The 13,083-nt window shown below is 57.0% G+C and carries 13 protein-coding genes; 12 read left to right on the forward strand and 1 reads right to left on the reverse strand.

Features of this window, described 5'->3' with window-relative positions:
• Positions 1–31 precede the first annotated feature (31 nt).
• Both aroA and cmk read left to right on the forward strand, forming a co-directional pair.
• On the forward strand, positions 32–1,378 hold the full coding sequence (gene aroA, locus AC2FJZ_RS00350; RefSeq protein WP_496775674.1) for a 3-phosphoshikimate 1-carboxyvinyltransferase: 1,347 nt from the start codon (positions 32–34) through the stop codon (positions 1,376–1,378).
• Positions 1,375–1,992 (forward strand): (d)CMP kinase, encoded by a 618-nt coding sequence (cmk, locus tag AC2FJZ_RS00355; RefSeq protein WP_050603104.1) that lies wholly within the window; start codon positions 1,375–1,377, stop codon positions 1,990–1,992. Before aroA ends, cmk begins: the two co-directional genes overlap by 4 nt.
• 23 nt (positions 1,993–2,015) lie before the next feature.
• On the opposite strand, the gene AC2FJZ_RS00360 is transcribed toward cmk, so the two are convergent.
• On the reverse strand, positions 2,016–2,492 hold the full coding sequence (locus AC2FJZ_RS00360) for a YHS domain-containing (seleno)protein (protein ID WP_050603105.1): 477 nt from the start codon (positions 2,490–2,492) through the stop codon (positions 2,016–2,018).
• Between the two features lie 220 nt (positions 2,493–2,712).
• On the opposite strand from AC2FJZ_RS00360, the gene AC2FJZ_RS00365 reads away from it, so the two are divergent.
• The 10 genes from AC2FJZ_RS00365 (at position 2,713) to AC2FJZ_RS00410 (ending at position 13,066) form a co-directional block, all read left to right on the forward strand.
• Positions 2,713–3,249 (forward strand): hypothetical protein, encoded by a 537-nt coding sequence (locus AC2FJZ_RS00365; RefSeq protein ID WP_496667609.1) that lies wholly within the window; start codon positions 2,713–2,715, stop codon positions 3,247–3,249.
• A 300-nt stretch (positions 3,250–3,549) separates the two neighbouring features.
• Entirely contained in the window at positions 3,550–5,235 is a 1,686-nt protein-coding gene (locus tag AC2FJZ_RS00370; RefSeq protein ID WP_496775676.1) for a tryptophan halogenase family protein, read from the forward strand.
• A 155-nt stretch (positions 5,236–5,390) separates the two neighbouring features.
• On the forward strand, positions 5,391–5,717 hold the full coding sequence (locus AC2FJZ_RS00375; protein ID WP_496775677.1) for a DUF6525 family protein: 327 nt from the start codon (positions 5,391–5,393) through the stop codon (positions 5,715–5,717).
• A 230-nt stretch (positions 5,718–5,947) separates the two neighbouring features.
• Entirely contained in the window at positions 5,948–7,624 is a 1,677-nt protein-coding gene (rpsA, locus tag AC2FJZ_RS00380; RefSeq protein ID WP_050603109.1) for a 30S ribosomal protein S1, read from the forward strand.
• 270 nt (positions 7,625–7,894) lie between these two features.
• The gene (ihfB, locus tag AC2FJZ_RS00385; RefSeq protein ID WP_050603110.1) at positions 7,895–8,179 is read left to right on the forward strand and encodes an integration host factor subunit beta; all 285 of its coding nucleotides are present in this window, start codon (positions 7,895–7,897) and stop codon (positions 8,177–8,179) included.
• A gap of 7 nt (positions 8,180–8,186) precedes the next feature.
• Complete coding sequence (locus AC2FJZ_RS00390) at positions 8,187–8,537, forward strand: LapA family protein (protein ID WP_496667606.1); 351 nt, start codon at positions 8,187–8,189, stop codon at positions 8,535–8,537.
• Between the two features lie 11 nt (positions 8,538–8,548).
• The gene (locus AC2FJZ_RS00395) at positions 8,549–9,190 is read left to right on the forward strand and encodes a phosphoribosylanthranilate isomerase (RefSeq protein WP_496775678.1); all 642 of its coding nucleotides are present in this window, start codon (positions 8,549–8,551) and stop codon (positions 9,188–9,190) included.
• 47 nt (positions 9,191–9,237) lie between these two features.
• On the forward strand, positions 9,238–9,573 hold the full coding sequence (locus tag AC2FJZ_RS00400; protein WP_496667604.1) for a hypothetical protein: 336 nt from the start codon (positions 9,238–9,240) through the stop codon (positions 9,571–9,573).
• A 68-nt stretch (positions 9,574–9,641) separates the two neighbouring features.
• Positions 9,642–10,889, forward strand: coding sequence for a tryptophan synthase subunit beta (trpB, locus tag AC2FJZ_RS00405; protein WP_496775679.1), 1,248 nt, complete (start codon positions 9,642–9,644; stop codon positions 10,887–10,889).
• Between the two features lie 524 nt (positions 10,890–11,413).
• Positions 11,414–13,066 (forward strand): Ig-like domain-containing protein, encoded by a 1,653-nt coding sequence (locus AC2FJZ_RS00410; protein WP_496775681.1) that lies wholly within the window; start codon positions 11,414–11,416, stop codon positions 13,064–13,066.
• Positions 13,067–13,083: the final 17 nt, after the last annotated feature.

A 13,083-nucleotide genomic window follows, 5' to 3' on the forward strand; every position in this document is an offset into this window, starting at 1 on the left:
GCCTTGAGCTGATAGCGCAAAAGGAGCCCCCATGTCTGGACACGGCACGCCCATCCCCATGACCTCGCATCCCTGCGGCCCGCTGACCGGCACGGCCGAAGTGCCCGGTGACAAGTCAATCTCGCACCGGTCGCTGATACTTGGCGCCATGGCTGTGGGTGAGACCAAGATCTCGGGCCTGCTGGAGGGCGAAGACGTTTTGGATACCGCCAAGGCGATGCGGGCCTTTGGGGCAGAGGTCACGGACCACGGTGGCGGGGAATGGACCGTGCATGGCGTGGGCGTTGGTGGATTTGCCGAACCGGATCAGGTGATCGACTGTGGTAACTCAGGTACTGGCGTGCGCCTGATCATGGGCGCGATGGCAACCTCTCCGATCTCGGCGACCTTCACCGGCGACGCCAGCCTGAACAAACGTCCGATGGCGCGGGTGACTGACCCTCTGGCCCTGTTCGGCACGCAATCGGTTGGTCGGTCCGGTGGACGTCTGCCGATGACCATCGTTGGTGCAGCGGACCCAGTACCGGTGCGATACGCAGTGCCGGTACCCTCGGCGCAGGTAAAGTCCGCCGTGTTGCTGGCGGGATTGAATGCCCCCGGCAAAACAGTTGTGATCGAGAAGGAAGCAACCCGCGACCACTCTGAGCGGATGCTGGTCGGGTTCGGCGCTGAGATCACGGTGGAAGACACCGATGAAGGCCGTGTCATCACTCTGACAGGTCGCCCCGAGTTGAAGCCGCAGGTCATCGCCGTACCGCGCGACCCGTCAAGCGCTGCTTTCCCGGTTTGTGCTGCGCTGATCACTCCGGGGTCAGATGTGCTGGTGCCTGGCATCGGGCTGAACCCGACCCGTGCTGGCCTTTTCACCACATTGCGCGAGATGGGTGCAGACCTGACCTATGAGAATGAGCGCGAAGAAGGCGGCGAACCTGTTGCCGATCTGCGCGCAAAGTACTCGCCGAACATGAAGGGGATCACCGTACCGCCAGAGCGTGCGGCCTCGATGATCGATGAATACCCTGTTCTGTCCGTGGTTGCGGCAAACGCCACCGGCACCATGATGATGGGCGGTGTAAAAGAGCTGCGGGTGAAGGAAAGCGACCGGATCGACGCCATGGCACGCGGTCTACGCGCAAACGGAGTGACGGTAAACGAGGGTGAGGATTGGTGGTCGGTCGAAGGTCTGGGCATTGGCAACATTCCAGGTGGCGGCACCTGCGAAAGCTTTCTGGACCACCGCATTGCCATGTCGTTCATGGTGATGGGCATGGGCGCGCAGAAGCCGGTAAGCGTAGATGATGGTGGCCCGATTGCCACGTCTTTCCCGATTTTTGAACCGTTAATGGCGTCGCTGGGTGCAAAGGTTGAGCGCACGTGAGCTTCACGGTCGCGATTGACGGGCCTGCGGCTGCGGGTAAAGGCACGATTTCGAAAGCCGTTGCGGCGCATTTTGGGTTTGCACATCTGGACACTGGGCTGCTCTACCGTGCGGTAGGTCGGCGTGTCTTGACGGGGGTCGATCCGGTGGAAGCGGCAAAGGCTTTGACCGCCGAGGAATTGGAGCAAGGCGATCTGCGCACCGCCGATATCGCTCAGGCGGCGTCCAAAGTGGCAGTCATTCCCGAGGTCCGCGCCGCGTTGGTGGATTTTCAACGCGCCTTTGCACGCAGGGCAGGCGGGGCGGTACTGGACGGGCGCGACATCGGGACGGTGATCTGTCCAAATGCCGAGATAAAGCTTTTTGTAACGGCCAGTGCCGAAGTGCGTGCTGAACGGCGGTATCTTGAGCTTAGCGCCAAAGGTGCTGATGTGACGCGCGATCAGGTTCTGGCAGATGTCAAAGAACGCGACGCGCGCGATGCTGAGCGTAGCACCGCTCCGATGAAAGCTGCCGATGATGCGGTTCAGTTGGACACGACCGACCTGAGCATCGAGGCCGCATTGGCAAAAGCGCTAGGCGCCATCAATGCAAAATTGCCCGCGACGCGCTAACGCCGCGGGCAAAGGGTTGGCTCTTACAGCTCGCCCACGGCGACGCTTTTGATGTTTGCCCACTGGTCGTCGGCCGTTTTTGCGGTGCTGACGACGTCCTTCAGAAAGGCCGCGCGGGTTTCAGCGTTCAGGAACAGGTACAGCTTGCCGTCTGCAACCAGATACTGATCGGGATCACCGTCAAACTTCTTGCCGACTGACACGCCGAACGAGCAGAACCCGCCATGCTGCGGCAAGTAAGCCACCGGGTTTGCTTCGAACGCTTCCAGGTTGGCGGCCGTGGTGAAATAGTAGGATGCACCGTTATAGGTCGCAGAGTGAGTGGCAAAACCCTCGACCGGGTTCCCATCGTTGACCAGTGCAACCAGATCGACACCGTGTGCGGCCAGCGGCGCGCCTGCGGCCGAGATGCCGTTGGATACGTTTATTTCGTCAGCGGCAAAGGCCGGGGTGGACAAGGCGATTGCGGTTGCCAAGGCGGTGAAGAGGATATGTTTCATTACACGTTTCCTTTTTTGATTCTGCGTTCAAATCGGCTGGGTCAGTGGCCGATGAAACATAGTTAGTCGGTCAATTGCGGACGTGTAATCGCAGAAAAGCCGCTAGATATTGCAGATCGTACAAGTCTTTGAATGACGGGAAGAGTGCGTTCACTAAGCTTTGTTTGGTTTGTGTGAATTCCAGTGCGTATGGTGAAGATGTGCCTGCAGGAGTGACCTCATGATCCGACTAGCTTTTATCCTGATCTTCGCCGCCGGGCGTCTTGTCGCGCAGGAGGGCGAAGCTGAAACCCCGAACATCGAGCCACCGATGACCTATGAGCGGTTGGGCAACATCCTGTTTGCTCTGGACCCCGAAGCGCAACCATTCGGCCCCGGATTCCAGATGACTGTGGCGGATGTGCAGGTTTTGGTGATTACCGACATCAATGCAGACCGCATGCGCGCGATGGTCTCGATCCGTAGTGCCGAGACACTGTCGCAAGAAGAATTGGTCCGGATGATGCAGGCCAATTTCGACAGCACACTGGACGCGCGATACGCGATCGCAAATGGCACTTTGTGGGCTGCCTTTATTCACCCCTTGTCGTTGTTGGAAAAGGAACAGTTGATATCGGGGTTGGCCCAGACCGTGAACATCGCAAAGACGTATGGAACGCTGTACTCGGGTGGCGCCGCGGAATTCGGAGGGGGCGACAGCACGGATCTGCAACGCGCTCTGATCGAAGAGCTTCTGAAGAAGGGCGAAGAAATCTGACCCGCGCTTTGAACCTGTACAGTTCCTGAGACCCGCGTTTCTCTCATACGCCGCCGCGGTGAAGGTAAAACATCGTCATCGAGCATTTCGCCGGTTTTTGTGTCTCGGGAGAAAAGCGTGCTTTTTTGACCTGCGAAAGTGGACGGGCTGAAATGCGTGCGCAAGTGGCATCATAAGCCCTAGATGGACGCAGGAAAGCTGTTATAGTTTCCTTCAAGCAAAAAGGGAATGCTGCAAAGAAACCCCCAATAAAGGGGGAGGCAGCTATGAAATCCCCCAAGCCAACAGGGACATAACCACATGAATAATCGTTTGGATGAGATCACCATCGTGGGCGGCGGTACGGCAGGTTGGATGACCGCGCTGATCCTGGACATGGTGTTTGCCCGCACGTCTTCGCAGAAGGATCGCCCGCGCATCTGCCTTATCGAAAGCCCCAATATCTCGACCGTCGGGGTGGGCGAGGCCACGGTGCCACGCATGCCGGTCACGCTGCGCCAGGCAGGCATTACAGAGCGAGATTTTTTCCGCGAGACCAACGCATCGTTCAAACTGGGCGTTAAGTTCTGCAATTGGAACAAGGACCAAAAGGGCAATCGCATCGACTATGTGAATCCCTTTGCCCACGGTCAGATGTTGGAGGGTTTGGATGCCGCCGAGTATTTCCTGCGTTTCGGCAACGGGGATCGGGACTTTACCCAATCAATCTCGCCGCATGATGATCTGGGTCGGCTGTGCAAAGGCGCGCGTCAATTAGGTCAGCCCGAATTTGAACAGCGGTTTGGCTACGCTTACCATCTGGATGCAGTGAAATTTGCCGGGATGCTGACCAAGGTCTGCACAGAGCGGGGTGTTGAACATATCCGGGATGAAGTGCAATCGGTTGAGTTGGACGAGCAGGGCAACGTCAGTCACCTAATGCTGGAGCGCAGGGGCCGCCACGACATCGAGATGGTTGTCGACTGCACCGGGTTCCGCGGGTTGATCATCAACAAGGCGCTTGGCGAGCCGTTTCTGGATTATTCGGATTACCTGCCCAACGATCGCGCCATGGCGTTGCAGATCGAGCATCCCAATCCGAAGAAGATTGAGAGCCTGACACGATCCACCGCACTTGGCGCAGGCTGGACCTGGCGGGTGCCGCTCTACAACCGTGTGGGGACGGGGTATGTGTTCTCATCGGCGCATCGAACCGATGATCAGGCCGCGGATGAGTACCTCGAATGGCTGGGGGACAGCGGTAAGGGTTTGACGCCGCGCATCATTCCGATGCGCGTTGGGCGTGTGCGCAATGCCTGGGTCAAGAACTGTGTCGCCATCGGTCTGTCCGGCGGATTCATTGAGCCGCTTGAGAGTACCGCGATCCATATGATTGATCATGCGGTGCGCTGGTTCGCCGAGCATTTGCCAACCCGCGACATCGAACCTTCGCTGCGGACAAGATACAACCGGCAGATGGACAAGCTTTATAACGAAGTGCTGGAATTCATCTGCCTGCATTATCGCTTGGGCAATCGTACGGATGATCAATATTGGATCGACGCGCGGACACAGATGAAGGTGCCGGACCGGTTGGCCGAGAATCTGGAGCTATGGCAGCACCGCCTGCCGATGGATCACGATGTCGAGTTTGCCACACTGTTTGACCATCGCGTGTATCAGACGGTTCTTTTGGGCAAGCAAGTCTATGATACTAGCTATGGGCCAGGCATCCGGGAACGTGTGCGACCGTTGAAGAAGGTGATCTGGTATCAGGGCATGCAGCGCGCGAAAGAGGATCTTGCACAAATCGTCAGATCAATGCCGGATCACAAAACACTGTTGCGCGATATTCGCGGAGAGCTGGAGCGTCCGTCCTTTGGTAAGGGGAAGGTTGCGCAGCCAACTGTTGCGATGCCGGGCACCGCACCAGCGCCTGTTAGGATCCAGAACATGCCAAACTTTGCCGAAATCCAAAGCGGTGCGAAGGATTTGCAGCTGTTTTGATGAGTCTTTGCGCTCGGCGTGTGGAGTATTTTCAAAAAGATGAAGGGCGGGGCGAAAACCCCGCCTTTTGTTTGTTTCCCGTGGGCTTTACGAGCATTGGAACAGGTTCTTGCGTGCTCTCAAAATGTAATGTAATCACATTTAGAATTTAGGGAATGTGCGCGTTGCAAAGACAGGCAGACCAAGGCCGTAGGTACGGCAAAAACCTTCGAACGGGCCTTAAACGTCGGAGGCGGCAGTTGCCGCCAATGAAAATGTATGACTCTTTACCGCCACGGTTGCGGCAGTGGCTTGCCTCGGCGAGCTTACCGTGGAGCCCTGCTTCGGCTCGGAAAATCTGGAACCGGGCCGGCGGCGCGCGCAACCCAACCGCCGCCCTGATGCGTTTGAATGAAATCGAGCGGGCGATGCTACTGCGCGATGCCGGGGTTTGGAGCGCCAAAAGCTGGACCGAGCACTCGCAAAGACCTGCCGAACCTTGAAAACATGGGCTTTGCCCTTGCACATACCGGGGAATCCGCCTATATGCGCGCTGTCGATACAAGGGCGGTCAACGTCCGGATGACGTTTCTGAGCAGGGCCGGGTTACCTCGGCCCTTTGTGTTTGTTTGCTCAGGGGCGCACCGGATCACGCTTGAAGACATCATGAAACAAGACCGGCGGAGACAACCGCTCGGCCAGTAAAAACGTATGTAAAGGAAAACACTGCCAGATGGCTGATACAACCATGGAGGAATTCGAAGCCCTCCTGAACGAAAGCTTCGAAATGGACACGCCCGAAGAGGGTTCTGTTGTCAAAGGCAAAGTACTGGCGATCGAAGCCGGTCAAGCCATCATCGACGTCGGCTACAAAATGGAAGGCCGCGTTGATCTGAAAGAATTCGCAAATCCCGGCGAAGCCCCTGAAATCGCTGTAGGTGATGAGGTAGAAGTCTACCTGCGCGCAGCAGAAAACGCCCGTGGCGAAGCCGTCATCTCACGCGAGATGGCCCGCCGTGAAGAGGCATGGGACCGTCTGGAAAAAGCATATGCCGACGACCAGCGCGTCGAAGGTGCTATCTTTGGTCGCGTCAAAGGTGGCTTCACTGTCGATCTGGGTGGCGCAGTTGCATTCCTGCCCGGCTCGCAAGTTGATGTTCGCCCCGTGCGCGACGCTGGCCCGCTGATGGGTCTGAAGCAGCCGTTCCAGATTCTGAAAATGGACCGTCGCCGTGGCAACATCGTTGTGTCGCGTCGCGCTATTCTGGAAGAATCGCGTGCCGAACAGCGCGCCGAAGTTATCGGCAACCTGTCCGAAGGTCAGACCGTCGAGGGTGTCGTCAAGAACATCACCGAATACGGCGCATTTGTTGACCTGGGCGGCGTTGACGGCCTGCTGCACGTCACCGACATGGCATGGCGTCGGGTCAACCACCCGTCCGAGATCCTGACGATCGGCGAAACCATCAAGGTTCAGGTCATCAAGATCAACAAAGAAACCCACCGCATCAGCCTGGGCATGAAGCAGTTGCAGGAAGATCCGTGGGATCTGGTTGCTGCCAAGTACCCGCTGGGCTCGGTTCATCAGGGTCGCGTTACCAACATCACCGACTACGGCGCGTTCGTCGAGCTGGAAGCCGGTGTCGAAGGTCTGGTGCACGTATCCGAGATGTCCTGGACCAAGAAAAACGTCCACCCCGGCAAGATCGTTTCGACCAGCCAGGAAGTCGACGTCATGGTTCTGGAAATCGACGGCGCCAAGCGTCGCGTGTCTCTGGGCCTGAAGCAGACTCAGCGCAACCCGTGGGAAGTGTTTGCAGAAACACACCCCGAGGGCACCGAGGTCGAAGGCGAAGTCAAGAACATCACCGAATTCGGTCTGTTCATCGGCCTCGAAGGCGACATCGACGGCATGGTTCACCTGTCCGACCTGTCCTGGGACGAGCGTGGCGAAGATGCGATCCAGAACTACCGCAAAGGCGACGTCGTTCAGGCGGTTGTCTCGGAAGTGGATGTCGAGAAAGAGCGAATCTCGCTGTCGATCAAAGCCCTGGGCGGTGACAAGTTCGCCGAAGCCGTGGGCGGCGTGAAACGTGGCTCGGTTATCACCGTCGAAGTGACCGCAATCGAAGATGGCGGCATCGAGGTCGAGTACGAAGGCATGAAGTCGTTCATCCGTCGTTCCGACCTGTCGCGTGACCGTGCCGAACAGCGCCCCGAGCGTTTCTCAACCGGTGACAAGGTCGACGTCCGCGTCACCAACGTCGACAGCAAGACCCGCCGTCTGGGCCTGTCGATCAAGGCACGCGAGATCGCCGAAGAGAAAGAGGCCGTGGAACAGTACGGTTCTTCCGACTCGGGCGCGTCGCTGGGCGACATTCTGGGTGCAGCGCTGAAGTCTGGCGACTAAGCCCGAGGCGCATCTCAGACAAGCTTTTCGGCCTCGCGCATCAGCGCGGGGCCGTTTTTGTTGCGAATCAACATGTTCCAAACCGCTAGCTTATTTGTGATATTGTTCGCGCTTTAAGTGCGAAAATTCCTCTGTCCGACAAAAATTCTTGTGAGAATGTGGCAAAATAAGGCCTCAGCGCGCAGAGTATCCGTTCCCCCGTTCCGGATTTTTTCCTATACTGTCAAATCAGTAGACCTGACACACCGGCTGCCTGGGAGGGTATCACGCATGATCCGTTCAGAACTGATTCAAAAAATCGCTGACGAAAACCCGCATCTCTATCAGCGTGATGTCGAGCGGATTGTGAATACCGTCTTCGAGGAAGTCACCGATGCAATGGCCCGCGGCGACCGTGTTGAACTGCGTGGCTTCGGTGCATTTTCCGTGAAGAAACGGGATGCGCGCGTGGGGCGCAACCCGCGGACGGGTGAAACTGTTCAGGTCGAGGAAAAATGTGTACCGTTTTTCAAAACTGGTAAGTTGCTAAGGGACCGATTGAACGGTAAAGCCTGACCTTATGATGCGCTATATTCGATACGCTTTTCTCGGGGCTCTTGGGGTTATCTTGATTTCGATATCTCTGGCCAATGTTGAATCGGTTGAACTCAAGTTGATGCCGGATCCGCTGGCTGAGCTGCTGGGCTTTAACCTAAGCACGTCCTTACCATTGTTTCTGGTGGTTTTGGGCGGTGTTGTGGCTGGTCTGGTCATCGGGTTCCTGTGGGAATGGATGCGTGAACATAAGCATCGCCGTGACGCAACCGCGAAGAAAAGCGAAGTGCGCAAGCTTGAGCGAGAGGTCAAGAAGCTCAAGAAAAAGCAAAACGAGGGCAAAGATGACGTTCTGGCCCTTCTGGATGAGGCAAGCTGAGCCCTAGTCCCATGTCTGATGTTAGGTTCAAAATTTGCGGCTTGACCGCCCCCGACCACGTGCGTGCTGCTGTTGAGGCTGGTGCGGGCTATGTTGGCTTTGTTTTCTTTCCGAAGTCGCCCCGCCATCTGGACGTCGCGCAGGCTGTGGAACTGGCCCAAATGGTTCCAGCGGGCGTCGCCAAGGTGGCATTGGTGGTGAACGCCACTGACGAAGAACTCGACAGCATCGTGTCTGTGGTTCCGCTTGATATGTTGCAGTTGCACGGCAAGGAGACTCCTCAGCGGGTAACTGAGGTTCGTGACCGGTTTGGATTGCCCGTGATGAAGGCAATTGGCGTGGCCGAGGCCGAGGATCTGGACGCAATAGATCTGTATTCCGAAGCGGCCGATCAATTGCTTATCGACGCAAAACCGCCGCGCGGCTCGGAACTGCCCGGAGGTAATGGGCTGTCGTTTGACTGGCGCTTGCTGGCCGGTCGGAAATACTGGCGGCGTCCGTGGATGCTGGCCGGTGGTCTTACACCGCAGAACGTTGCTGAAGCTGCCAGGATGACCGGCGCGCGGCAGGTCGATGTCTCTTCGGGCGTTGAAAGCGCACCGGGTGTAAAGGACGCGGCCCTGATCCGCGAATTTGGGGCCGCTTTGCGGTGATCTGATTCTGAGATTGCTGCGTATCCCTCAATGCGGAGGGATAGAGTATGTTGGCGGCAATAGGTGGTGTTTCCCTGAAACATTGGTACAACGCGCCCGAGTTTTTCTGGCGCGCGGGGCAGGCGTATCGGCAGGCAAAAGGCGACCCCTTGTGTCTGCACGCAGCTGTGTTCCGGCAGGATGGTCTCTATTTTTCACTCAGCGTGTGGCACGATATCGAGGCGATGCTGACCTACGCCCAATGCGGCCCCCATCGTCGCGTCATGCTGGCAGCAGATCGGCTGGCGGATGTGAACAGGTTTCACCATTTTCCGTGTATCGGTGTGCCCACCTCAGAGCAGGCGATTCAGATTTGGCGTCAAAACGTGCTGGTTGCGGAATGATGCGTTTTGCCCATGGCAAATCCCGCCGCCACCTCCTATGAACAACGGATACGACGAGGGAGACACCCATGGCCAACGATCTTTTCAATTCCTTCATGTCCGGCCCTGACGAACAGGGACGCTTTGGCATCTTCGGCGGGCGTTTTGTCAGCGAAACACTGATGCCGCTGATCCTGTCGCTGGAAGAGGAATATGACAAAGCCAAGGATGATCCCACCTTCTGGGCCGAGATGGATGATCTTTGGGCGAACTACGTGGGCCGTCCTTCGCCGCTGTATTTTGCGCAACGCCTGACCGAGCATCTGGGCGGCGCGAAAATCTATCTTAAGCGCGATGAGCTGAACCATACCGGCGCGCACAAAATCAACAACGTGTTGGGTCAGATCATTCTGGCGCGGCGCATGGGCAAGACCCGGATCATCGCGGAAACCGGGGCAGGGCAGCACGGCGTGGCCACGGCCACCGTCTGCGCCAAGTTTGGTCTGAAATGCATCGTATACATGGGCGCGCATGACGTGCAGCGTCAGGCCCCGAACGTGTTCCGGATGCGTCTGCTAGGGGCCGAGGTGATCCCGGTAACCTCGGGTCGTGGCACGCTCAAGGACGCGATGAACGACGCGCTGCGCGATTGGGTGACCAATGTGCGCGACACGTTCTACTGCATCGGCACAGTGGCTGGTCCGCACCCGTACCCGGCGATGGTTCGCGATTTCCAGTCGATCATCGGTAAGGAAGCGAAAGAGCAGATGATGAAGGCCGAGGGCCGTCTGCCCGACACGATCATTGCTGCTATTGGCGGTGGATCGAACGCGATGGGCTTGTTTTACCCGTTCCTTGACGACAAGGAGGTGAACATCATCGGTGTTGAGGCCGGTGGCAAAGGTGTGAACGAAAAGATGGAGCATTGCGCCTCTCTCACCGGCGGACGTCCGGGGGTACTGCATGGCAACCGCACCTACCTGTTGCAGGATGACGATGGTCAGATTCTTGAGGGCTATTCGATTTCGGCTGGTTTGGACTATCCAGGAATCGGTCCTGAGCATTCCTGGTTGAATGACATTGGTCGCGCAAACTATGTCTCGATCACCGACAAAGAGGCGCTTGAGGCGTTTCAGCTGTGTTGTGCGACCGAAGGCATCATTCCGGCATTGGAGCCCAGTCACGCGCTGGCTCATGTGATGAAGATTGCGCCTGATCTGCCCAAGGATCACCTGATCTGCATGAACATGTGTGGGCGAGGCGACAAGGATGTTCAGACCGTGGCGAAGTATCTGAACTTCGACATGTCTGACACCGAAGGTCGCACAGTCGGTTAACATGAAGCCGGGGTCCAGCACCCCGGTTTTTCTTTGCCGATCCGCTGTCCAATATAATCGCCTTTTAGTTGATTGCGCGAATTCTTTGAGTCGCACGCCCATAAGCTTTCGTATTGGTTTCGAAGGCTCATGTTTCCTGATGTGGGATAGTGTGCGGAGATGGCGAAAACTGTTGCAATTTTGCTGACTTTTTGCGAATTCAGGTGCCCGGGCGCGACCGGACCATTATTCGATGTTGCCCGCCGTATCTTCGTCTAAAATTTGCGAAAGCAACGGGTTCAACCTAATTGCAAACGTATGTCTCTTTATCTGACGACCAAATCCGCAGCCACTACTGCCCGGTTGAGGCGCTTCACATTCTATACAACTTCCCACAATTGATTTAACGTTTTGTAAACCGGTTCTCGAGGGCCGGTTCTGGGGAAGTCTCTGTGGTGTTGGGATAAGAGACGACACGCTTGGGTTGCTGAATTGGCCCAGTGTGCCCGGGTGTTTGGCACTAGCGCGGTGCTTTAGGAGGTAACATGGTTCGGTTCGCGATTTCGAGGCTGGCAGGTCTCATACTTCTGGTTTCAGTGCTTGTGATCGGAGGTGCCAAACAAGGTGCAGCACTCGGTGGGGGTTTCATCATAACCTCGATTCCGACACCAAACGGCGGCAGTATCTTTATCAACAACTTCCCGCCGTCGGGCACCGCTTTTATTTCTCTGGGCGGATCAGGGCAGGTTCCCGGTGGCAGTTTCTATTTCAACAATGGTGTGCAGTCGCAGGCAGCCATTACTCCAGCGGGGTTAGCCAACTTAGGATATCTCAACGCAACCATCATTAGTCAGGATGGCGCGGATTCCACATATGCAGCGGATGGGTATCTTGGCGTGGTATTTACGGCTCAGGAAACCGTTGGCGGACCGCTGTACCGCTATGAAGTCGCGCTGTCTGGCGTAACGGCTACTCAGATCATCAACACACGAACGCTGGTGGACACAACCCAACCGACGGCCACAATCGGTGCACTGACGGCCACCGGAAACGGTAGGTTTCAAGCGTCGATCACACTCAGTGAGACCAGCACGGATTTCACGGTGGGCGATCTGTCTGTCACGAACGCAACAGCCACCCTGACAGGGTCAGGGACCAACTATGTTGCAACGCTGACACCGCAAAACAACGGCACCATCGAACTGTTCATTCCGGCTGGCGTGTTCACCGATGCGGCAGGCAACCTGAACCTGGCCTCCAACACTGTGACGACGGCACAGGCGGTGACAAATACGCAACGTCTGATACAGGCGTTTCAGAATGCACGGGCCACCAGCCTTGCAACCAACCAGCCGGGATTGACCCGGTTCTTGCAGCGTTCGGGTTCGGGCGTGTTGGATTCGTCGGTAACTCAGGGCTCGGGGTATCTGAACTTTGCAACGGACCCATCCAACCCGGTCTGGTTCAATCTGACCGGTAACTGGAGTTCACAGGACGATTTCGACAGCTCTTATGCGTTGGCTGTCCTGGGCGCACACCGTCAGATCAGTTCGAACCTTCTGATCGGGGCAATGCTGCAGTTCGATTATGCCGAGACCGAGAACGGACCGGCCAGCGTGGACGGCACGGGGTGGTTGATTGGCCCTTACGTGGTGGCCAAGTTGCCCAATCAGCCGGTGTTTTTCGAGGGGCGTGTTCTGTATGGACAGGCTGACAACGATATATCTCCGTTAGGCACCTATACCGACAGTTTCGACAGTGAACGTTGGTTGGTGCAATCACGGGTGACCGGCGAAATCAAACGCGGAGCGCTGACATTGATGCCGCTGCTGGATGTCAGCTATGCCAGTGATGATCAGGAAACGTACACCGACAGTCTGGGGAACCTTATCCCGCAGCAGGACTTCAGCCTGACCACGGCGCGGCTGGGTCTGGATTTCAGTCACCCGATCCAGGTGTCGCGCGGAGCCATGGAACTGACTGGTGGTCTGTCTGGGATATGGAGCACAACGTCGGGCACTGGCACGGTCCCCGGTGTGACGCCGATTGGCGACACGGCGCGCGCGCGCGCGGACCTAGGATTTGATTACCGCTTGGAAAACGACAGCTTGCTTGCGGCCAATGTGTTTTATGACGGCATCGGCGAAAGCGGGTTCGAGAACTACAGCCTCAGTCTGATCTGGCAAATGTCCTTCTGAACCGGCACGAGTGGATA

It is taken from the genome of Ruegeria sp. CDSA079 (assembly GCF_059612245.1).

Excerpts from the sequence above, each read along its gene's own strand:
- aroA (WP_496775674.1), top strand. The coding sequence starts at position 32 with ATGTCTGGACACGGCACGCCCATCCCCATGACCTCGCATCCCTGCGGC.
- AC2FJZ_RS00360 (WP_050603105.1), bottom strand. The coding sequence starts at position 2,492 with ATGAAACATATCCTCTTCACCGCCTTGGCAACCGCAATCGCCTTGTCC.
- AC2FJZ_RS00365 (WP_496667609.1), top strand. The coding sequence starts at position 2,713 with ATGATCCGACTAGCTTTTATCCTGATCTTCGCCGCCGGGCGTCTTGTC.
- AC2FJZ_RS00370 (WP_496775676.1), top strand. The coding sequence starts at position 3,550 with ATGAATAATCGTTTGGATGAGATCACCATCGTGGGCGGCGGTACGGCA.
- AC2FJZ_RS00375 (WP_496775677.1), top strand. The coding sequence starts at position 5,391 with ATGTGCGCGTTGCAAAGACAGGCAGACCAAGGCCGTAGGTACGGCAAA.
- rpsA (WP_050603109.1), top strand. The coding sequence starts at position 5,948 with ATGGCTGATACAACCATGGAGGAATTCGAAGCCCTCCTGAACGAAAGC.
- ihfB (WP_050603110.1), top strand. The coding sequence starts at position 7,895 with ATGATCCGTTCAGAACTGATTCAAAAAATCGCTGACGAAAACCCGCAT.
- AC2FJZ_RS00390 (WP_496667606.1), top strand. The coding sequence starts at position 8,187 with ATGCGCTATATTCGATACGCTTTTCTCGGGGCTCTTGGGGTTATCTTG.
- AC2FJZ_RS00395 (WP_496775678.1), top strand. The coding sequence starts at position 8,549 with ATGTCTGATGTTAGGTTCAAAATTTGCGGCTTGACCGCCCCCGACCAC.
- AC2FJZ_RS00400 (WP_496667604.1), top strand. The coding sequence starts at position 9,238 with ATGTTGGCGGCAATAGGTGGTGTTTCCCTGAAACATTGGTACAACGCG.
- trpB (WP_496775679.1), top strand. The coding sequence starts at position 9,642 with ATGGCCAACGATCTTTTCAATTCCTTCATGTCCGGCCCTGACGAACAG.
- AC2FJZ_RS00410 (WP_496775681.1), top strand. The coding sequence starts at position 11,414 with ATGGTTCGGTTCGCGATTTCGAGGCTGGCAGGTCTCATACTTCTGGTT.